The 20,995-nt window shown below is 68.3% G+C and carries 19 protein-coding genes; 9 read left to right on the top strand and 10 right to left on the bottom strand.

Translation table 11 applies throughout. The features are described 5' to 3' along the window. Positions 1 to 15 precede the first annotated feature (15 nt). The 7 genes from ACIBL3_RS06275 to ACIBL3_RS06245 all read right to left on the bottom strand — a co-directional run bounded on the left by ACIBL3_RS06275 (position 16) and on the right by ACIBL3_RS06245 (position 8,843). Complete coding sequence (locus tag ACIBL3_RS06275; protein ID WP_396352118.1) at positions 16 to 1,320, bottom strand: cytochrome P450; 1,305 nt, start codon at positions 1,318 to 1,320, stop codon at positions 16 to 18. Between the two features lie 290 nt (positions 1,321 to 1,610). Then, positions 1,611 to 2,405, bottom strand: coding sequence for a DUF2785 domain-containing protein (locus tag ACIBL3_RS06270; protein ID WP_396352117.1), 795 nt, complete (start codon positions 2,403 to 2,405; stop codon positions 1,611 to 1,613). 188 nt (positions 2,406 to 2,593) lie between these two features. Then, positions 2,594 to 3,355 (bottom strand): ABC transporter permease, encoded by a 762-nt coding sequence (locus ACIBL3_RS06265; protein WP_396352116.1) that lies wholly within the window; start codon positions 3,353 to 3,355, stop codon positions 2,594 to 2,596. Position 3,356: 1 nt separating this feature from the next. Then, positions 3,357 to 4,355: an ABC transporter ATP-binding protein gene (locus tag ACIBL3_RS06260; RefSeq protein ID WP_396352115.1), complete on the bottom strand. Its 999-nt coding sequence runs from the start codon at positions 4,353 to 4,355 to the stop codon at positions 3,357 to 3,359. A 318-nt stretch (positions 4,356 to 4,673) separates the two neighbouring features. Continuing rightward, entirely contained in the window at positions 4,674 to 5,876 is a 1,203-nt protein-coding gene (locus ACIBL3_RS06255) for a DUF4142 domain-containing protein (protein WP_396352114.1), read from the bottom strand. 119 nt (positions 5,877 to 5,995) lie between these two features. Continuing rightward, entirely contained in the window at positions 5,996 to 8,299 is a 2,304-nt protein-coding gene (locus tag ACIBL3_RS06250) for a sodium-translocating pyrophosphatase (protein ID WP_396352113.1), read from the bottom strand. Positions 8,300 to 8,513: 214 nt separating this feature from the next. After that, positions 8,514 to 8,843, bottom strand: coding sequence for an STAS domain-containing protein (locus ACIBL3_RS06245; protein ID WP_360527270.1), 330 nt, complete (start codon positions 8,841 to 8,843; stop codon positions 8,514 to 8,516). 192 nt (positions 8,844 to 9,035) lie between these two features. Here ACIBL3_RS06245 and ACIBL3_RS06240 point away from each other — a divergent pair, with 192 nt between their 5' ends. From ACIBL3_RS06240 to ACIBL3_RS06200, 9 genes are all read left to right on the top strand, one after another. Next, a complete protein-coding gene (locus ACIBL3_RS06240) occupies positions 9,036 to 11,345 on the top strand; it encodes a DEAD/DEAH box helicase (RefSeq protein ID WP_396352111.1) in 2,310 nt (769 codons plus the stop codon). A 34-nt stretch (positions 11,346 to 11,379) separates the two neighbouring features. After that, positions 11,380 to 11,790, top strand: coding sequence for a hypothetical protein (locus tag ACIBL3_RS06235; protein WP_396352109.1), 411 nt, complete (start codon positions 11,380 to 11,382; stop codon positions 11,788 to 11,790). Positions 11,791 to 12,078: 288 nt separating this feature from the next. Then, complete coding sequence (locus ACIBL3_RS06230; RefSeq protein ID WP_396352108.1) at positions 12,079 to 12,846, top strand: hypothetical protein; 768 nt, start codon at positions 12,079 to 12,081, stop codon at positions 12,844 to 12,846. A gap of 582 nt (positions 12,847 to 13,428) precedes the next feature. Further along, positions 13,429 to 14,853, top strand: a complete 1,425-nt coding sequence (locus ACIBL3_RS06225) for an extracellular solute-binding protein (RefSeq protein WP_396352106.1) — start codon at positions 13,429 to 13,431, stop codon at positions 14,851 to 14,853. Next, the gene (locus ACIBL3_RS06220; RefSeq protein ID WP_396352105.1) at positions 14,853 to 15,746 is read left to right on the top strand and encodes a carbohydrate ABC transporter permease; all 894 of its coding nucleotides are present in this window, start codon (positions 14,853 to 14,855) and stop codon (positions 15,744 to 15,746) included. Before ACIBL3_RS06225 ends, ACIBL3_RS06220 begins: the two co-directional genes overlap by 1 nt. Further along, positions 15,743 to 16,567 carry a carbohydrate ABC transporter permease gene (locus tag ACIBL3_RS06215; protein WP_396352104.1) on the top strand — a complete coding sequence of 275 codons (825 nt, stop codon included), beginning with the start codon at positions 15,743 to 15,745 and terminating at the stop codon, positions 16,565 to 16,567. The genes ACIBL3_RS06220 and ACIBL3_RS06215 overlap by 4 nt, the downstream gene beginning before the upstream one ends. Further along, the gene (locus tag ACIBL3_RS06210; RefSeq protein ID WP_396352103.1) at positions 16,567 to 17,676 is read left to right on the top strand and encodes an ABC transporter ATP-binding protein; all 1,110 of its coding nucleotides are present in this window, start codon (positions 16,567 to 16,569) and stop codon (positions 17,674 to 17,676) included. The genes ACIBL3_RS06215 and ACIBL3_RS06210 overlap by 1 nt, the downstream gene beginning before the upstream one ends. Then, a complete protein-coding gene (locus ACIBL3_RS06205; protein ID WP_396352102.1) occupies positions 17,676 to 18,923 on the top strand; it encodes a CehA/McbA family metallohydrolase in 1,248 nt (415 codons plus the stop codon). The genes ACIBL3_RS06210 and ACIBL3_RS06205 overlap by 1 nt, the downstream gene beginning before the upstream one ends. A gap of 92 nt (positions 18,924 to 19,015) precedes the next feature. Further along, positions 19,016 to 19,423 carry a hypothetical protein gene (locus ACIBL3_RS06200; protein ID WP_396352101.1) on the top strand — a complete coding sequence of 136 codons (408 nt, stop codon included), beginning with the start codon at positions 19,016 to 19,018 and terminating at the stop codon, positions 19,421 to 19,423. Positions 19,424 to 19,450: 27 nt separating this feature from the next. On the opposite strand, the gene ACIBL3_RS06195 is transcribed toward ACIBL3_RS06200, so the two are convergent. The 3 genes from ACIBL3_RS06195 to ACIBL3_RS06185 all read right to left on the bottom strand — a co-directional run bounded on the left by ACIBL3_RS06195 (position 19,451) and on the right by ACIBL3_RS06185 (position 20,930). After that, a complete protein-coding gene (locus ACIBL3_RS06195; protein ID WP_396352099.1) occupies positions 19,451 to 20,071 on the bottom strand; it encodes a response regulator in 621 nt (206 codons plus the stop codon). A 197-nt stretch (positions 20,072 to 20,268) separates the two neighbouring features. Next, positions 20,269 to 20,673, bottom strand: a complete 405-nt coding sequence (locus ACIBL3_RS06190) for an Rv3654c family TadE-like protein (protein WP_396352098.1) — start codon at positions 20,671 to 20,673, stop codon at positions 20,269 to 20,271. Further along, positions 20,670 to 20,930, bottom strand: coding sequence for a TadE family type IV pilus minor pilin (locus ACIBL3_RS06185; protein WP_396352311.1), 261 nt, complete (start codon positions 20,928 to 20,930; stop codon positions 20,670 to 20,672). The genes ACIBL3_RS06190 and ACIBL3_RS06185 overlap by 4 nt, the downstream gene beginning before the upstream one ends. Between the last annotated feature and the right edge of the window lie 65 nt (positions 20,931 to 20,995).

The raw sequence follows: 20,995 nt of genomic DNA, 5'->3' as shown, positions 1-20,995 counted from the left end.
CGCCGCGTAGGGGGACTACCCGGCGACCTGTTCCGTGGTGTTGGCGTGGAGTTGGACGGGGAGGGCTTCGACGCCGTACACGATGGAGAAGTCGCGGAAGCGGAGTTGTTCTTCGGGGACCGCCAGGGACAGGTCGGGGAAGCGGTGTGCGAGGGCTGTGAAGGCGGCCCGGAGCTCCATGCGGGCCAGTTCGGCGCCGACGCAGCGGTGCATGCCGTGGCCGAAGGCAAGGTGCGCGGAGGAGACGGTACGGCGGGGGTAGAAGTCCTCGGCGTCGGTTCCGAAGACCTGCTTGTCCCGGTCAGCCCCGGACAGCGAGACCGCGACCAGGTCGCCCTTCTTCACCTGCTGCCCGAACAACTCCTGATCGTGCCGCGCGAACCGCGGGAAGGCGACCTGGACAACCGTCAGGTACCGCAGCAGCTCCTCGACGATCACGTCGACCGCGCCCGGCTCGTTCCGGATCCGCTCGAAGTTCGACGGGTCGCGGAGCAGCACCAGCGTGCCGAGCGCAAGCATGCTCGCCGACGTCTCGTACCCGCCGAGGAACACCCCGTCGGCCAGTCCGCCGAGCTCGATGTCGTCGATGGCGTCGCCGTGCTCGCGGATGATCGACCCGATCAGCCCGTCACCGGGCTCGGCCCGCTGCTTGCCGACGATCTCGAACAGGAAGTCCCGCGACTCGCTCGCCGACCCGAACACCCCGATCCCGCCGCCGGACAAGTCGAACCGGGCCGGACCGAGCGCCCGAAACCGGTCGCGGTCGGACTCCTCGACGCCGAGCAGGTCGGCGATCAGCAGGAACGGCACGTTGAAGGCGAAGTCCGCCACGATGTCGACTACCGGGCCCTTGGCCTCCATCAGGTCGAGCTGGTCGTTGACGATCTTCTCGATCGCCGGCTCCAGCCGGGCCAGCCGGCGCTTGGTGAACTCCGGGGTCAGCAGCTTGCGCAGCCGGGTGTGGTCCGGCGGGTCGGTGAACCCGAGACCGCCGATGCCCTCGGACGGCTTGTTCGGGTCGGAGCCGACCAGCGGCCGGATGTCGTTGCTGAAGTTCGTGGTGTCGGCCAGCACCGCCTTCGCCTCGGCGTGCCCGCTCACCACCCAGACGTTGAGCCCGAACAGATGGGCCAGTTTGTGCACCGGCTCGGTCTCGCGCACCTGCCGCAGGGCGGGCACCGGGTCCACGCCGTGGCGGCGCAGCGGCATCGAGACCGAACTCGGGAACATCCGCATCTTGGACAGGTCGAGACCACCCTTGCGGGTGGTCCTGTTCAAGATCCGGCTGCCGACCCATTTCTTCAGGTATGTCGCAACCATGACTCCACGCGCCCTCTCTGAACTGCTGCCCCCAACGGCTTTCGTCAGCCAGAAAGCTAACGTCGCCACGGACCAGATCCGATGGTGTTTGCACTACTGCGGTAGTGGCGTTGGCACCACCATGGGAGGGGTCCACGGCGCTGCCAGCACAGACGATCCCACGACAGGGGTTCGGCTTCCACCGGATACCACCTGTACCGTGCCCTGGACCGCGGCACGCCGTGGTCCAGGGACACTTCAGGGAAACCCCAACCGAAAGTCGGATGTGCCGCCCACCGACGGTCTGACGCTCAGAGGTAGTACGGCGTGACGATCCGGACGACGTCGGCCAGCTTTGTCTTGACCTGGTCCTGGTGCGGGATGCGAGTGAGCGTAGTGGCGCCGGGCAACCGCACACCGTGGTCGATCAGCAGGTACGTCGCCCGCAGCGTGCGGATCGTGTTGGTGACCTCCGGGGTGATCCCCTCGGCAGGCGGGTTCGAGAGCACCCGGATGGCCGGGTCGAGCCACTCGGTGGCGTCGGTCTCGGTGAGGTCGGAGCGGGTCAGCGTGGCGGCGAGGGCGTAGCCGAGGCGGTCGTCCTCCATGTCGCGCACCACGTACGGCGTCGGCGTCAGCAGCCGGCCGATACCGAGCCGGAGCATCTGGACCGGCTCGACCGCCGAGTGCAGGCCGAGTGTGCCCAGCAGGTCGGCGCCGTGGGCAACGGCGTGCAGCCAGCCGAGCTTGTCGTCGTACCCGCGCAGGTCCTCCTCGGCGACGTACCAGCGCTCGAACGGCGGCACCCAGGTCGCCTCGAACACGCCCGCCGAGACGATCGCACGAAGGATCAGCGGTGCGAACGTGCGGGCCTGCACCTCGGGGTCGGCGAACCGGGTGACCATCTCGTCGCCGAGGCCGCGGAGCTGGTCGGTGGAGAGGTCCCCGCGACCGATCCAGGTGGCGAGCGTGGGGTAGGCCTGGACGTCGCGCAGCACCGGGTCGGGTGAGCGCAGCAGGCCGGAGAGCTCGGCGACGAGATCGGTGAGCGGACGATCGGTCGGGACGGCGAAGCCGTCGGCGCGCACCCGCGCCCAGTCGGTCATGCGCGGCAGGCTAAACGCTTTCCACCACAACCCGCCAGCCCGCCGCCCGGTTCCAGAACGGGGAACGGCCCGTGGTCCATCCGGTCTCCCGGATGTGCCACGGGCCGTAGCGGCCAGGACCCCTCAGCCCGGCCGGGCCCTCGCGTCCCCGGCCAGGGCCCCTCAACCAGGGCCGGGGACGACGATTCTCAGGCGTCGCGCTTGCTTGCGGTGACGAGGGCGATGATCAGCAGGCCGATACCCCAGGCGGCGAAGTAGGCCAGCGCCCACCATGGCGACAGCGCGGTGGTGGGACCTGCGGCTTCGGCGCCGGCCGAACCCATGTCCTGGCCGCCGTTGATGAACTGGTTCGCATTCGTGAACGGCGCCCACTTCTGCAGGTCGTCTCCGACCTTCGGGATGAGCACCACCAGGTTCTCGACCAGCAGCGGCCATACGAGCAGGATGGCGATCGCGCCCGCGCTTTGCCGGATCAAGATGCCGACCGCGATCGCGAAGATCGCCGCGATCCCGTAGACCAGGCCCTGACCGAAGATCAGCCGGTACTCGCCCGACGTGTCGATCGCCATGTCGGCGCTCCCACCGGCCAAGAGATAACCGATCCCCCAGGAGCCGACGGAAGCGACCAGACCGACGACGGCGGCCAGCGTGGCGACCACGACGGTCTTGTTCAACAGCAAGGCCGTGCGCTGCGGGACGGCTTGGAAGCTGGTCCGGATGGTGCCGAACCGGTATTCGGTGGTGACGGCCAGCGCTGCCATCACGATGATGACCATCTGCCCCAGGTTGACGCCGAACTGCGACATCGCCGGAGTCACCTCGGCATCGTCGGGGGCCAAACCGGTCCCCAGCGCGGCCAGGCCGATCGACAGCACGGCCGCGACGATCATGCACCACCACGGTGAGCGGGTGGAGAAGAGCTTGATCCGCTCGACGGTGATCAGCGACATGTCAGTTGTCCTCCTTCGGACCCGAGACGACCTCGACGCTCGACGGCGCGTCGAGGTTCACGTCGCCGACGTGGGCGAGCTCGTCGTGTGCGTGGTACTGGACCGAGTCGCCGGTCATCTGCATGAACGCCTGCTCCAGCGAGCCGCGCTGCAGGGTGAGCTCGTGCAGCACGATGCCGTGCGCGGCGGCCGCCTCACCGACCTGGTCGGTGGTCAGGTCGCCCTCGACGAACAACACCTTGCCTTCCTTCTCGACGTCCTCGATCCGGGTGACCAGCTGCTGCTGGTGCAGGACACCGGCCAGCTGGTCCAGCTGCGGGGTCCGCACCTTGACAGTGGTGCCGCTGGCGCGGTCGACGAACTCCTGGGTGGAGCTCTGCGCGATCAGCTTGCCGCGGCCGATGACGATCAGTTCCTCGGCGGTCTGCGCCATCTCGGACAGCAGGTGGCTGGAGACCAGCACGGTCCGGCCCTCGGCGGCCAGCCGCTGCATGAAGTTCCGGATCCAGAGGATGCCCTCGGGGTCGAGGCCGTTGACCGGCTCGTCGAACAGCAGCACCTCCGGGTCACCGAGCAGTGCGCCGGCGATCCCGAGCCGCTGCGACATACCCAGCGAGTAGGCGCCGGCCCGCTTGTTCGCGACCGAGGTCAGGCCGACCATCTCCAGCGCCTTGTCGACACTCGCCTTCGGCAGCCTGTTGGAGGCGGCCATCCAGGCCAGGTGGGACCGGGCGGACCGGTTCGGGTGCACCCACTTGGCGTCCAGCAGCGCGCCGATCTTGGTCAGCGGCTGGTGCAGGTCGCGGTAGCGCTGGCCGTCGATCCGGACGTCGCCGGAGGTCGGGGTGTCCAGGCCGAGGATCATCCGCATGGTGGTGGACTTGCCGGCCCCGTTCGGGCCGAGGAAGCCGGTCACCTTTCCCGGTTTCACCTCGAAAGACAGGTTGTCTACGGCAACGGTTGCGCCGTATCGCTTGGTGAGGCCGATTGCCTCGATCATCGCCGTACTCCTCGTTCGGTGACGCGCCAGTGCAGCACTTCGTCGGGCGGTGGTGTCCAGATCAGTATCGAGGTCCGACCGGGCCGGATCATCGGACCCGGGGCGGATCCGGTGTGTCCACCCGTGGGTTGATTCTGCCGTCCGGCCGGTTCGCGCTGCCATCGGTTAAAGCCCTGACCACGACCCCGACGATCCCCCATCGACCCCACCCGCCGCATCAGCCGAAAGTCGACGGACGGCGGTACTTCCGGATAACCATGCGAAAAATGGAAGTCGCCACCGAATGACGGCATGGTGTGGTTTAGCGCGAAAATCGCGTCAATCCACCGGAACGCCGTACACAACGAGATTGTGGCTGTAGCGCCGGGTCGCCGGGTTGTAGCTGCCAATGCAGGTGACGAGCGCCAGTCGCGGCTTCGCAGCACCGTGGAAGAGGTCGGCGGGCAGGTCCTGTTGGCGATAGGTACGGCGAGCCACAATGCGATACCGGTGTACGTCGCCATCCCCGGACGTCACCGAGACCTTGGCACCGACCGGCACCTGCGACAGCGCAGCGAAAACCGCACGTCCGTGGCGCGCGGAGTCCACGTGCCCGGCGAGCAGCACGGTGCCGCCGGACGCGCCCGGCGCGGCGCCCGCAGCCCACCAGCCCACGTCGACCGGCGACTTCGGCATCTGCAGCAGACCGTCGCCACCGGTCGCGACCGGGGTCACCGACGCGTCCAGGAAGCCGGGCAGCGACAGGCGCACCGGTGGAATGGCCGCTTCCCGTTCCGCCGCAGTGGTTCCGGCCTTCGGAACCTCGCCGGTGTTACCGGGCTGCCCTCCGAACACCATGAAGAGCCCGGTTCCCAGCGCCACGACGCCGAAGAATCGCCGACGTACAGGAGCCGCCTTGCCGGCGAGGAGGAGTACGCCGAGGCCGAGCAACGCCAGTGCGGTCAGCGAGCGGGTCCGTTGGGCGTCGGCCACCTGGCCGCCATCGCCAGTGGGCACCATCGGGGAACCGGAAATGACGCGGCAGGTCGGAGACACCATGCGCAGATGCATCTGGACCACGGGCTGGGCGCCCTTGGCCACTGACAGGACGGCCTGCTCGCTGCCGTTCTTCAGCTCGGTTGAGATCAGCGTCAGGAGCTGCTGGTGCTGTTGGCGTTGCAACTCCAGCCAGGCGGCGTCGTACCCGGACGTCCCGGCCTTGGCCTGGAGGGCGTCGAGCTGCTGACGCTGGGCCTGCGAGGGGATGGTGACCAGCCCGACGCCGAGTTGGCTGGCGGCCTCGAGGTCCTGCGCGGCCAGCCTGCGGTGGTCACGTTCCATCAGGGCGCCGACCTGTTGCACGCACCGGGTCTTTCCCTGGGTCTTGGCCGCCTGGGCGGCCTGAATGATCGTCAGATGGGTCTGGTGGGCGGCATTGAGGTAGGTGACGTCCTCTTGCGTCGTCGTTGCGTTCGCCGGCTGCGCCGTACCCAGCAGGCCCGCAACGACGAGAAGCAGCAGCATCGCCGGCAGACGAGGCACCCCCACCTCCCTGCGCTCAAACGTCGGCACCTACCGACGACAGTAAAGCGGTCGACTGTCTGGGTCCATGCGAAACGGCCCGCCGGATGACCGGCGGGCCGTTGCGCTGCTTGCCTGGATCAGGCGGCGGCGTTCACCTCGGCGGGGGTGTCGGCGATGACCGACTCCCGGCGCTTGGAGACGATCACGGCCGCGGCCAGGATCACCACCGCGGCGACGGCGATGCCGATCCGCAGCGGGGTGTTGGTGTCCTCGCCGATCGTCGACATGCCCACGACGGCCGGGGCGATCAGCACCGAGACCAGGTTCATCACCTTGATCAGCGGGTTGATGGCCGGGCCGGCGGTGTCCTTGAACGGGTCACCGACGGTGTCACCGATGACGGTAGCCTCGTGCGCGGGCGAACCCTTGCCACCGTGGTTGCCGTCCTCGACAAGCTTCTTGGCGTTGTCCCAGGCGCCACCGGAGTTGGCCAGGAAGACCGCCATCAGGGTGCCGGACGCGATCGCGCCGGCCAGGTATCCGGCCAGCGCCGAGGCGCCGAGGCCGAAGCCGACGGCGATCGGAGCGGTGATCGCGAGCAGACCCGGGGTGGCCAGCTCACGCAGCGAGTCGCGGGTGCAGATGTCGACGACCTTGCCGTACTCCGGCTTGCCGGTGCCCTCCATGATCCCGGGGATGTCGCGGAACTGGCGACGGACCTCGTAGACGACCGCGCCGGCGGCCCGGCCGACGGCGTTGATCGCGAGACCGGAGAACATGAACACCACGGCCGCGCCGATGATCAGGCCGACCAGGGTGGACGGGTCGAAGACCAGCGCGTCCGCGTTGAACGCCCGGTCGCCGGCGTCGTCCAGCACCGCGTAGATCGAGTCCGTGTAGGAGCCGAACAGCGCGGTCGCGGCCAGGACGGCGGTGGCGATCGCGATGCCCTTGGTGATCGCCTTGGTGGTGTTGCCGACAGCGTCCAGCTCGGTCAGGATCTGGGCCGCCTCGCCATCCACGTCACCGGACATCTCGGCGATGCCCTGGGCGTTGTCGGAGACCGGGCCGAAGGTGTCCATCGCGACGATGACACCGACGGTGGTCAGCAGACCACAACCGGCCAGTGCGATCGCGAACAGAGCGACGACGCCGGAGCCGCCGACCAGGAAGGCGCCGTACACGGCGGCCGCGATCACCAGCGCGGTGTAGACGGCGGATTCGAAGCCGACCGAGATACCGGACAGGATGACGGTCGCGGCGCCGGTCAGCGAGGTCTTGCCGACGTCCTTGACCGGCTTGTCCTCGGTGCCGGTGAAGTATCCGGTCAGCGCCAGGATGATGGCGGCCAGCACGATGCCGATCAGCACCGAGACGGTGGCGATCAGGCGCGGGTCGCCGTCGTGGGCGGCGATCGCCTCGGTGGCGCCGGTCAGGTCCCTGAAGTTGCTCGGGAGGTAGACGAACGCGGCCACCGTACAGAGCACCGCGGAGATGACCGCGGAGATGTAGAACGCCCGGTTGATCGTCCGCAGGCCGTTCTCGCCGGTGCGCGGGCGGGTCAGGAAGACACCGATGACCGCGGTGATGGCGCCGATGGCCGGCACGATCAGCGGGAAGATCAGGCCCTGCTCGCCGAAGGCGGCCTTGCCCAGGATCAGCGATGCCACCAGCATCACGGCGTACGACTCGAACAGGTCGGCCGCCATACCGGCGCAGTCACCCACGTTGTCACCGACGTTGTCGGCGATCGTGGCGGCGTTGCGCGGGTCGTCCTCGGGGATGTTCTGCTCGACCTTGCCGACCAGGTCCGCGCCGACGTCGGCGGCCTTGGTGAAGATACCGCCGCCGACACGCATGAACATGGCGAGCATCGCGGCGCCGAAACCGAAGCCCTCGAGCACGGTCGGGGCGTCACCCTTGAACAGCAGGACGACGAGCGCGGCGCCGAACAGGCCGAAGCCCACGGTCGCCATACCGACGGTGCCACCGGTCCGGAACGCTACGCGCATCGCGGGATCGCGACCCTCGTCGCGCGCCGCGGCGGCGACCCGGACGTTGGCGCGCGTCGCGAGCCACATGCCCAGGTAGCCGATCAGGGCGGAGAAGCCCGCACCGATCAGGAAGAAGACGGACCGGAAGATCTTCAGCGTGGTCTCGTTGTCGCCGTCACTGTGCGCAGGCAGCAGGAACAGCAGCAGGAACGCCACCACGGCGAAGATCGACAACGTCCGGAACTGCCGGTTCAGGTAGGCCGAGGCGCCTTCCTGGACCGCAGCTGCGATCGTCTTCATGTTCTCGGTGCCATCGTTCGCGGCAAGCACCTGGCCCCGGAAGACCATCGCAATGGCGACCGCGAGGACCGCGATCACTCCGACGACGATCACCAGTGTGGTGTTGCTCGACGAAAGATCCACCGCTTGTGCAAGCAGCGCGGACATCCGTCCTCCTTGTAGGCAACCCTTCCGGGCTTGACGGCCCCCGTTTGCCGCAACCGAAGGGTTGGGAAAATACGACACAGCGCCAATGACTGGCGCGGTGGGTCACTCTAACGGGTATCCGACCAGACCTGACGACAGGGTGGTCTACGCCATACCCGCGATGTCAGGCAACAACCTCACTCTTCGTAGTGCTGAGGATACCTTTTCGCATACTTCAGATCGCCGAAGCGACGTCCGGGTGGATGTCGAAGACCTTCGTCAGGCCTGTGATCCGGAAGATCTTGAGCAGCCGTTCCTGGGTGCAGACCAGGGACAGGGATCCGTCGTGGGTGCGCACCCGTTTCAGTCCGCCGACCAGAACGCCGAGACCGGTGGAGTCCAGGAACTCCACGCGTTCCAGGTCGATCACCAGGTGGTGGACACCTTCGTCGACGAGCGCGGCGATCTTCTCGCGGAGCTTCGGTGCGGTGTAGACGTCGATCTCCCCCGCCACCTCGATGACGGTACGCCCGCCCTCGGCGCGCGTGTTGAGCGACAGATCCACTTCGGCCTCCGATCCCGTGAACTGCTGCATTCAACCATGTACGGACCGTGAGTAGGGCCGCTACCGAAAACTCTTTCATCTCGTTACACCCGAAGTCGATCTCCCTGCCCAAAATGCCGTGTGCACCGGTAGCAGCACAAGTCGGGCTGGTCCGCAACACCACTGTCCGAGGGCGTTACTAAGCTCAGAGTCATGCGGGTGGGTGGTGAGGCGACGAGCGTGCTGAAGCGCCTTGCCATGGGGCGTGACGACCGGCTCACCCATGTCGAGTCCGTGCCGCCGCGCGTCGGGCAGACGTGCGCCTGGCCGCGGTGGGCGCCGCCGGAGGTGCTCAGCCAACTCGCGGACGCCGGCATCACAGCGCCCTGGACCCACCAAGTCGCCACAGCCGAAGCGGCGTACGCGGGTAAGCATGTCGTGGTCGCAACCGGGACGGCGTCGGGGAAGTCGCTCGGCTATCTGCTGCCCGCCTTCGCCACGCTGAGCATCGCGCAGGCTGCCTCACCCCACCGACGGACGGCCTCTGTTCTGTACTTGTCCCCCACCAAGGCCCTGGCGCACGACCAGCTCCGCGCGGTTTCGTCGTACTCGGTGCCCGGCCTGCGCGCGACGACGCTGGACGGCGACTCGGAGCGCACCGAGCGCGACTGGGCCCGCGACCACGCGACGTATGTACTGAGCAACCCGGACATGCTGCACCGCTCAGTCTTGCCGAACCACCAACGCTGGGCCCGCTTCCTGGGCTGCCTGCAGTACGTCGTCGTCGACGAGTGTCACCACTACCGGGGCGTGTTCGGCGCGCACGTGGCCGGCGTGCTGCGGCGGCTGCGCCGGGTCTGCGCGCAGTACGGCGCTCATCCGATCTTCGTCTGCGCATCGGCCACTGTGGCCGAGCCTGCCGTGTCCGGTGAACGGCTGACCGGCCTGCCGATGGTGGAGGTGGTGGACGACGGCTCTCCGCGTGGCGGCGTCGCCTTCGGCCTGTGGGAGCCGCCGATGACCACCCTGCGCGGCGAGAACGGCGCTCCGGTACGGCGCTCCGCCACAGCCGAGGTGGCCGACCTGCTGACCGATCTCGTCGTCACCGGAGTCCGGACAGTGGCGTTTGTCAGGTCGAGGCGTGGCGCCGAGCAGGTCGCCATGACCGCCCGGGAGAACCTCGCCGAGGTCGATCCCGGGCTGACCGACCAGGTGTCGGCGTACCGGGCCGGCTACCTGCCGGAGGAGCGCCGCCGACTCGAGGGCATGCTGCAGAGCGGTGAGCTCACCGGAGTCGCGGCCACCAATGCGCTCGAGCTAGGCATCGACATCGCCGGCCTGGACGCCGTACTGCTGTCCGGCTGGCCTGGCACCCGCGCGTCGCTCTGGCAGCAGGCAGGACGCGCTGGTCGCGCCGGTGGGGACGCCCTGGCCTTGCTGGTCGCACGCGACGACCCACTCGACACCTACTTGGTGCGACACCCGGCCGCGATCTTCGGTCGCCCCGTCGAGGCAACGGTCTTCAACCCGGAGAACCCGTACGTCCTCGGCCCTCAGCTCTGCGCTGCCGCCCAGGAGCTCCCGCTGACCGCCGCGGACCACGAGATCTTCGGCAGCACGACGCCGTCGGTCATCGCGCAGCTCGTGCGGCAGGGCCTGCTCCGGGAGCGTCCGCACGGCTGGTTCTGGACGCGGCGGGAGCGGGCGGTGGACGCGATCGACATCCGCTCGGCCGGCGGCAAGACGGTGCAGATCGTGGAAGACCAGACCGGCCGCCTGCTCGGCACGGTCGACGGCGGCTCGGCGCACGCGTCGGTCCACGAGGGCGCCGTCTACGTGCACGCCGGCGAGTCGTACCTGGTCAAGACCCTCGACCTCGAGGGGTACGCCGCCGTCGTGGAGCCGGCCGCCCCCGACTACACCACCTTCGCCCGGGACGTGACGGAGATCAGCATCCTGGCGACCGAGGAGACCTGCTCCTGGGGGACGGCGGAGCTGTCGCGTGGCTGGGTCCAGGTGACCAGCCAGGTGGTGTCGTTCCAGCGCAAGCTGATCGCGACTGGCGACGTACTCGACGAACAGCCACTCGACCTCCCCGAGCGAACACTGCGGACCAAGGCGGTCTGGTGGACGATGCCGGACACGACGGTGGCCGCACTCGGGCTGTACGACGTACCCGGCGCGGCGCACGCCGCCGAGCACGCGTCGATCGGGCTGCTGCCGTTGTTCGCCACCTGCGACCGCTGGGACATCGGCGGCGTCTCGACCGCCCGGCACGCCGACACCGGCTGCCTCACCGTCTTCGTGTACGACGGCCACCCGGGCGGAGCCGGGTTCGCCGAACACGGCTATGCCGCTGCGCGCGAGTGGTTGACCGCGACACGTGAGGCGATTGCACACTGTGAATGTATGGATGGGTGTCCGTCCTGCGTACAGTCGCCGAAGTGTGGGAACCAGAACAACCCACTCGACAAGAGCGGCGCGGTAGCGCTGCTCACCGCACTACTCAGCAGTGAGGCCTGAACAGCCAGCCCGGCTGGCGGAGAGGCAGCTCGCCATGGCCGTCCTCGGAATCGTCCTGATCGTCCTCGCCGTCCTGTTCGGCCTCGGCGTCCTGGTGACGTCCGGCGCCTCCACCACGATGGAGGTCTTCGGCGTCGACTTCGGCGTCTCGGTCGCCACCGTGTTCGTGCTCGGCGCGCTCGCTGGGGCAACCCTGATCTTCGGGCTGTGGCTGACGAAGAAGGGACTCGGCCGCGGCTACCGGCGCCGCAAGGAGATGCGCGACCTCCGCGCCCAGGTCACCGAGAGTGACACCCCGGAAAGCCGGCCGGAGCTCACCACCGACCGCGACGAGGCGCCGACCGCGGAGCCTGCGGCCGCCGCGGAGCGTACGGCCACCGAAGAGCGCCCGACCTCCGAGGAACCCACCACCATCGACCCCGGCCAGACCAAACAGCCCCACTGACAACTCCGTTGCCAACGGCACCAAATAGCGGCCTGAGCCCCTCGAATATCCACAGGTTGCCGTAAGATCTCGATCGACTCACAGCCGCCACTCGGCCGCCGCACGGCGAGCCCGCAGCCAGGTTTCGATGCCGTGCGCAACGACTCCGAGCTGGCAATTAGTTGCCAATGGCATCAAGTTCCCAGGTCTGCCCATAACCACCCGTCAGCCTCCTGTGCCTTACTGGTTGTGGCGTCAACGTCGCGTTGAGTCACTGTCGCCTTCCGGGCACGACCTCTGGAGGTTGTCTTGATCATCCGTAAGCTGTTGAGCCGTACCGGCGTGACGGTGCTTGCCGTCAGCGTCGCGCTGGCCACCGCCGTCCCGGCGCAGGCCGCGAACGTCTCGCCGCGCGAGTCGGCGCCTCCGGGCGTCGAGGTGGGCGTCGCCAAGCAGATCGCCACCCGCTCCGACACGCGCTACTGCCTGACCTTCGTCGCGGCCGCCAAGGTCCCGATGGCGGTCATGATGGCCTGCGCGCCGGGCAAGGAAGGCAAGACCCAGGAGTGGATCCACACCGAGTCCGGCCAGCTGCAGGTCGCGATGAGCAAGAGCGTCGGTGGCGCCCTTGCCAAGACCGGCGCCTGCCTGGACAGCGGTGCGGACCTGGCCAAGGTTCCGGCCTCGGCGCCACTGCTGGTGCTGCCGTGCCGGGCCGGCGACGGACAGAAGTGGAGCCACGACGAGAGCGCCGGCACGTTCGTGAACGCCGCCAGCGGTCTCGCCCTCACCTCTCTGCTGGGCAAGGGGAAGGCCAAGCAGGCACAGCCGACCGGCAGCATGGCCGCGTCCGGCACACCGGTCCAGGGCTGGAGCGCGCTGCCGCTGCCAGGCCTGGACATCCTGGGTGCGGTCCTGGCACTCGTGAACGCGCTGCTCGCGGCCCTGGGCCTGGCCCTGCCGCTGCCGATCGCGAACGCCGCATCCAGCCTGCTCGAGCTGGTTCGCCCGAAGACGGCGATCCCGGCGCAGATGACCGAGCTGCCGAAGCAGATGATGCAGCTGGCTCAGCGCTGACCCGAGGAGGATCCTCAGCCACACAGAGGACAGCCGGCCCCGACGATGTCGGGGCCGGCTGTTTTCTCACTCCTTCGGTGTGATCGACACTCCTTCAGTTGTGGGTCTGGTGAGCTCTTCGGTTCGGAACCGGTGCTCGGGTCCGGCGCTCTGGATCCCCGCTGCTTGCGCGTCAGCGGGAGCCTCGCGTCGGGATCACCGGCCTCCCCCGTTGTCCGTGGCCGTCACCAGCCGGCCGGGCCGATCACCACCAGCAGTGGTGGCGGCAGTGCCAGTACAGGTCGTCGAGAAGGCAAGCCAGTCCGTGCAACAGCATGTCTTTCACCTCCGATCCGCTGAACCGATCGGCAAGACCGTACCTCCTGATGTCACAGTATGTATCTAATCAACTACCAGCTGCCACGGAACCTTGAGCATCCTTCAACACTTCCGCAATCCGTCGAGCGGGATCCGAACTTGACACAGTTGCTCACGGCATCTGACAACGTTTACCCCGGGTTGGGAAAAAGTCTTCACATAGTCGCTCGCGGATGCCAATGTTTGACCGGCACTCGCTGCACCGACCTCGCAAGGAGACCCTTGATGCGATCACTCACGCGGTTGTCCAGTACCGCAGTCCTGGGCGCCGCCGCGCTGGCCCTGCTGACCGGTTGTCTCGGCTCGTCCGACAGCGGCGGCGAGCAGGACACCGGCCGCAACGCCGAAGCCAAGAAGGTCGAGCTGACGATCGGCTCGAACTCGGTCAAGGGCGGCAAGAGCAGTGCCGGCGCGACCTTCATCTCCGACGTGCTGATCCCGAAGTTCGTCGCCGAGCAGAAGGGCAAGGGCGTCGACGTCACGGTCAAGTTCCAGGGTGACGGCTCCGACGACGAGGTCTACAAGCAGAAGCTGTCGCTGGACCTGTCGAACAAGTCCGGTCCGGACCTGGTCCAGATCGACGGCATCTGGGTCGGCGAGTTCGCCCAGGCGGGCTACATCAAGCCGCTCGCCGACACCGTCGGCGACGCCGGCAAGGTGGACGACTGGGACGGCTGGAAGCAGATCCCGGAGGCGGTCCAGCAGCTCGGCAGCTTCGACGGCAAGCGGTACGGCGTCCCCGGCGGCACCGACGGCCGGGTGCTGTACTTCAACAAGAAGCTGTTCCAGCAGGCCGGCCTTCCGGCCGACTGGCAGCCGAAGTCGTGGGACGACATCATCTCGGCCGGCCAGGCGCTGAAGAAGCTGCCCGGGGTCACCCCGATCCAGCTCAACGCCGGTACGGCGATGGGCGAGGCGACCTCCATGCAGGGCGTGCTGCCGCTGCTGGTCGGCACCGGCACGACCGTCTACCCCGACGGCAAGTGGCTGGGCGACACCCCGAAGCTGCGCCAGGTGCTCGACTTCTACCACCAGATCTACACCACCGGTCTGGGCGACCCAGTGCTGCAGCGCGAGGCCAAGGGCCGGGACAAGTCGTTCGCGCAGTTCGCCGCGAACAAGATCGGCATCCTGCTGGAGGGCGACTACTTCTGGCGCAGCGTGGTCGAGCCCAAGGAGGGCGTGGCCAAGATGGCCGACCGCGACACCGCCGTCGGCTACGCGCTGATCCCGGCTGCCCGGCCGGGCGGCGGCGTCAACGGCCAGGACTTCGTCTCGATGTCCGGTGGCGGCGCGACCGTGATCAACCCGAACACCAAGTTCCCGCAGCAGGCGTGGGAGCTGCTGCAGTTCATGAACTCCGCCGAGATGGTGAAGGAGTCGCTGAACGGCGCGGCCAAGATCACCCAGCGCACCGACGTCAACAACGAGGTGCTGGCCAGTGACCCGATGCTGAACTTCGTGTCCACCAAGGTGCTGCCGATCACGCAGTACCGGCCGGGCGTGGCGGAGTACCCGAAGATCTCGGCCGCCCTGCAGCAGGCGACCGCGGACGTGGTCGGCGGCAAGACCTCCGACGCCGCCGCGAAGGCCTACCAGAAGGCGGTCGAGGCGGCGGCCGGCAGCAAGGACAAGGTCGCCGGCAACTGATGAGCACACGGCTACGGAGTCCGGCGGCGGACGTCGCCGGACTCGGTGTCGGGCGCGCGCTCGGCTTCGTCGCGCCGGCGCTGCTGCTGATCGGCGCGTTCCTGGTCTTCCCGGCGTTCTGGACGATCTACATCGGCATCACCAACTACCGGCTGACCGGTGTCGAGGCGGTGTCACCGTCGATCGTCGGCCTGTCCAACTACACCAAGGCCCTGAACGACGCGCTCTTCCACAACGCCCTGTGGCTGACGATGCTGTTCGTCCTCGGCTCCGCGATCATCGGCCAGAACATCCTCGGCTTCACGCTGGCCTGGGTGATGCGCCGTACGCGTCCCGTCGTCCGCCGGACCGTCGAAGCGCTGGTCCTGCTGGCCTGGATCCTGCCCTCGACGGTGGTCGCGTACCTGTGGGTGGCGTTCTTCGACCGGGACGGCGGCACGCTGAACGGTCTGCTCGGCACACCCGGGACCGCCTGGCTGATCGACTACCCGATGGCGTGCCTGGTGATCTTCAACACCTGGCGCGGTACGGCGTTCTCGATGATGCTCTACTCGTCCGCGCTGCAGGCGGTGCCGCCGTCGCAACTCGAGTCGGCGCGGATGGTCGGGGCGTCGGGATGGCAGACGCTGCGCGACGTGGTGTTCCCGCACATCCGGGGGCACGTGCTCACCAACACGCTGTTGATCTCGCTGTGGACGGCGAACGACTTCTCGCCGTTCCTGCTCACCAAGGGCGGGCCGAACCACGAGTCCGAGACGGTGCCGGTCTACATCTACAACGTGGCGCTGCAGGGCGGTGAGCTCGGCTACTCCTCGGCCATCTCGTTCCTGCTGCTGATCGCGAACCTGCTGGTCTCGCTGATTTACCTGCGGCTGCTGAGGAGGCGCTCGTGAGGACTCCTGCCTACGTCGTACGGCGGATCGGGTTCTACGTGCTGATCTGCGCGATCATGCTGTTCTTCGCCGTACCCATGCTGTGGATTGCGTCGGCGCCGTTCGACGCCTCGCCGGGTCTCGGTGTGGGCTGGCCGGACTGGACGCTGGCCAACGTCCGCAAGACGCTCGACCACCCGTACGCGATGCACTCGATGGTGAACTCGCTCGTCATCTGCGTGACCACAGCGGTGGCGGTGACCGCATTCGCCGCGTTGGCCAGCTATGCGTTGTCGCGGGTCCGGGTCCCTGGCCGGGACGCGTTGCTGTACGGGCTGTTGCTGCTGTCGTCAGTTGTCACTGGGACAGCCGCGATGGTGCCGATCTTCGTGATGATCTACCAGCTCGGGCTGATCGACTCGCGGTTCGGCGTGGCGCTGGTGATGACCAGCGGGCTGTTGCCGGCGGCAATCTTCATCCTGAAGGACTTCGTGGACGCGGTGCCGCGGTCCTACGAGGAGTCGGCCCGGGTGTTCGGCGCGTCCACGGGCCAGATCCTGCGCGACGTCGTACTACCGGTGGCGCGGCCCGGCCTGGCCACCATCATGGTGTGGGCGTTCGTCAACTCCTGGGGCAACTTCCTGGTGCCCTTCCTGCTCATCCGGTCGATCGACCTACAGCCCGGGGCGGTGCTGATGCAGACCCTCACCGACGAGGGCGGCAGCGTGAACCTGCAGGTGCTGCCGGTGTTCTCGCTGCTGTTCTCGATCCCGGTCGTCGTGCTGTACCTGCTGGTGAACTCGCGGTACGGGTTCCGCTTCCATGGAGGGATCAAGAGCTGATGGCGGGCATCGACATCGAAGGCCTCGCGACCGTCTACCCGAACGGCGTACGCGCCGTCGACGGGCTGGACCTGCACGTGGTGGACGGCGAGTTCTTCGCCCTGCTCGGCCCGTCCGGGTGCGGCAAGACCACGCTGCTGCGGACGATCGCCGGCCTGGAACATGCGACCGAGGGCACGGTCCGGATCGACGCCGCGGACGTGACCCGCGCCGAGCCCGGCAAGCGTGGCGTCGCGATGGTCTTCCAGGACTACGCCCTGTTCCCGCACATGAACGTGTCCGAGAACATCACCTACCCGCTGAAGGTACGGCGTGTTGCTTTGTCGACCCGAACGGCGACAGCCGAGCGGACAGCAGCCGAGTTGTCGCTGCAAGGGCTCCTGGAACGCAAGCCGGGCCAACTCTCGGGTGGTCAGCAGCAGCGGGTCGCACTAGCTCGCGCGATCGCGTCCGAAGGCAAGGTGCTGCTGCTGGACGAGCCGCTGTCCAACCTGGACGCCCGGCTGCGGTTGGAGGCTCGTACCTTCCTGAAGAAGCTTCAGCGCGACCTCGGCATCACCACGGTTTTCGTCACCCACGACCAAGCCGAAGCACTGGCCCTGGCCGACCGCATCGCCGTCATGGAGTCTGGCAAGCTCCGCCAGCTCGGCTCACCCCGCGAGGTGTTCGCCCGCCCGGCCAACACCTTCGTCGCGAACTTCATCGGCTCGACCCCGATGAACCTGCTCCCGGGTACGGTCGCATCGACCACCTCAGCCGACGAACTCGGCGTGGTCTTGGTGGCGGGCGGATCGTTGCCCGCGACGGCGTACTCCGCACCATCGGGTGCGGAAGTGACTGTCGGCGTACGACCGGAGTACCTCACTCTCGCCACTGGCGATGTCAGCGGTCCGTCCTTGCGCGGCGAAGTCGTCGTGGCCGAGAACCTGGGTACGCAGTCCCTGGTCAGCGTCGACTGCGACGGCACGCTCATCGGTGTCACCGTCCCGGAGGAAGCCGAGCCCGAGCCTGGCACCAGGGTTGTCATCAGTGCCTCCGCATCACGAGTGCTCTTGTACGACCGGGAGTCCGGCGATCTGTTGGCGCGCCAACCGGCTACGGTCGGCTGATGGCAGTCACGTCGTACCGCCGGCGCTGGACACTCGACGACCGCGCCGAGTCCGTGTGGCATTCGCTGCCGGTCGACATCCCGGCCGACTGCCCTGGTCTGCTGGTCACGTTGACGGTCCCTGCGCTGGAGGGGGTCGTCATCGACCTCGGTTGCGAGGGTACTGCGGGCTGGCGCGGGTGGTCCGGCGGCGCACGCCGTACGTTTGCCATCACGCCGACCGCGGCGACCCCCGGATACCTCGCCGGTGACCTCGAGCCGGGCACGTGGTGGGTCGTCATCGGCCTGCACCGGCTGCCGGTCGACGGCGCCGAGCTCATCGTCGAGGCGGTCACTGGTCCGGTCGATGCGGTGCCTGGTTTGGCGGAGTACGCCGACGCGTCGGCTGCTGTCGCCGTACCACCTCGGCCTGCGCGCCGGACGTTGCCGGCGGCCCCTGGGTTGAAGTGGGTGGCCGGTGACTTTCATGCGCATTCACTGCACTCCGACGGGTCTACGCCGGTCGCCAATCTGGCCGCGCTCGGCGTAGCGGCCGGTCTGGACGTGCTGGCGGTGACCGACCACAACACGGTCGCGCATCACCTCGAACTGCCTGCGGTCGGGAAGCGGTTCGGCATCGGGTTGATCCCCGGGCAGGAGGTGACCACCGAGTCCGGGCACGCAAACGCGTTCGGCGACATCGGCGTGATCGACTTCCGCCGTCCCGCCGCGACGTGGGTCTCCGAGGTCGCCGCGCGCGGTGGACTGTTGTCGATCAACCACCCGCTCGGCGGCGACTGCTCCTGGCGTCAACCGCTACCGGAACATCCACCGCTCGCCGAGGTCTGGCACTCGACCTGGCTCGACCGCACCTGGGGCGGCCCGATCGCCTGGTGGCAAGCCTGGGGCCTGACCAGTACGACGCCCATCGGCGGCAGCGACTGGCACGACCCGACCTCCATCACCCTGCCCGGCACCCCCACCACCTGGATCGCCGTCGACGCCTCCGCCTCCGGCCCGGACGAACTCGCCCGCGCCGTCCTCGACGGCCTGTCCGCCGGCCGCACCGCCATCTCCGCCTCCTACACCGCTCCCGTCCTCCTCCGCGTCGAAGACTCGTTCGTTGCCATCGACGCCCCCAACACGGTCCTCGTCTCCCCGGATGGCACCCGCCGCCCGGTCCGCACGGAGTACGAATCCCTGCCGGCAACTCCCGGCCCGCACTACCTCGTCACCCACGAAGGCCGCTTCATCTCGCTGTGCTCCTGACAGACCGTGCTCCCGACCGGCCGCCTTCCCGACCGGCTGCGCTCCTGACAGACTGCGCTCCTGACCGGCTGTGCTCCTGCCAGACTGATCGCATGACCGATCAACGGCGCCAGGTGATCGTGGTCGACGCAGCCAACGTGGTCGGCTCCCGCCCGGACGGTTGGTGGCGCGACCGCGCCGGCGCCGCCCGCCGTCTCCTGGTGAAACTCGCCGCACTGCAGGACCGCCTCCACGACACCACGGACATCATCGTCATCCTCGAAGGCGCCGCCCGCGCAGCCACCTCCGACCCCGACGCTCCCGACGTAGGCACCCTCCGAGTGGTCCTGGCCGAAGGCTCCGGCGACGACACCATCGTCGCCATCACCACCGAGACAGCCGCCGCCGACACCAACCCCGAGGTCACCGTCGTCACCGCCGACCGAGGCCTCCGCCACCGGATAGCCCCCACCGGCGCAATCACCGAAGGCCCCACCTGGCTCCTGAACCAACTCCTCTAGCTCGACGTGGCGCCGCGACCAGCGGGGTCAGTCGAGGAGCCAGCCGTTGCGTTCGGCTATTTGGACGGCGTCGGAGCGGGTGCGGGCGCCGGTCTTGCCGATGGCGGACCAGAGGCGGGTCCGGACGACGCGTTCGGAGACCTCGAGCTTGCGAGCCATCAACGCGACCGAGCCGCCCTCGCGGGCCGCGCGCAGGGTGTCGGTCTCGTCGTCGTTCAGCGGCGTCTCGGAGTACCTGAGGTTCTCGGCCGCCAGGTTGGCGTCGACCACGCGGAGGCCGAGGTGCACCCGCCGTACCGCATCGGCCAACTGCGGCGCCGGGCTGCCCTTCAGCGCGATCCCCTTCGCACCTGCCTCGAGCCCACGACGAAAGTGGATCGGCCGCCCGTACGTCGTCAGCATCACGACCCGGCACTCCGGCATCGACGTCCGCAGCTTCGTGGTGACCTTGATGCTGTCGTTCCCCGGTCCCGCGGTGTCGAGCAGCGCGACGTTCGCCCGGTGCCGCTTCGCGGCGGCCACGACGTCGTCCGAACGGTTGAGCTCGGCAACGATCTCGAGGTCGCGCTCGCGCTCCAGGCCGGTTCTGAGTACGCCTCGACTGAGGATCTGGTCGTCGACCAGCAACAGCCGGATGCGGTCGGGCAAACGAGCCTCCGGGGTGACCGTCCGGGCGCCGGGGAAGTGCGTCCGGGAGGATGGGCAGGACTTCGATTCCAGATCATGGAGTCGGCCGACGCACCTCGTCCAGATCAACGCTCCATCTCTACCAGATTGCGACCAGATCGCGACCGCCTGGAACCCACCTCACGAAGCCTTGGCCGCGAGCCGGCCGGGCCGATGAGTCAGTCGGGCCCGGCGCGGGCTTGGGCGGTGAGCGTAGGTGTGCCGACGGCCGGCAGGTTCAGAGGCTTGGTGACCCGGATCGTGACGCTGTCGGCGGATGTCCGGCAGTCTGCCAGCGCTACTTCGTGGGTGGCGGCGATGCGGCGGGCGGCGACGCAGGGGTCAGTGGCGCCGGAGGGCAGGGCGTGGGCAGCGCTGAGTGCGGTCAGGTCGGCGGCGGCTGCGAGTTGATGGCGTGCCGTGGAGATGGCCGACCAGAGAATTGCCATCGCCACGGTGGTCGCGAGCGTCAGGCAGGTGAAGAGGGTCAGCAGGCTGCCGCTGCCACGCTCAGACTTCACTCGTCGCCTTGGGTCGAGGATCCGGCGGATGTCGCTCATCGCCCGCTTGGGGTGTGGGCTCATTGTGGTGACTCCTCGGTGGTCGGTTCGGATTGAACGGTGGCTTCGGCTGTTACCTGGGTCGTCGGGAAGGCGGCCAGGAGGGGGCCGTCGTGGGTCGGGCCGGCGGTGACTGTGACGTGGATGTCTGTGGCGGTTCGGGTGATGGTGATGGTTGCGTTCTTGGGTGCTGAGCGGCGCCCCAGTTCCTGAGCCGATTCGGCGGATTCGCCGCGCGCTACTGCCCGCGCTACGTCTCGGGCGGCGTCGGTGCATTGGATGTCGAGCCTGAGGTGCCGATCAGCCAGATGCCCAGGATCAGCACGGTGAGCAGGACGGGAAGGGT

It is taken from the genome of Kribbella sp. NPDC050124 (assembly GCF_044460355.1).
In the GTDB taxonomy this organism is placed as follows: domain Bacteria; phylum Actinomycetota; class Actinomycetes; order Propionibacteriales; family Kribbellaceae; genus Kribbella.
Note: the sequence above shows the minus strand (reverse complement) of the source record. Positions and strands in the feature narration are given on the sequence as shown.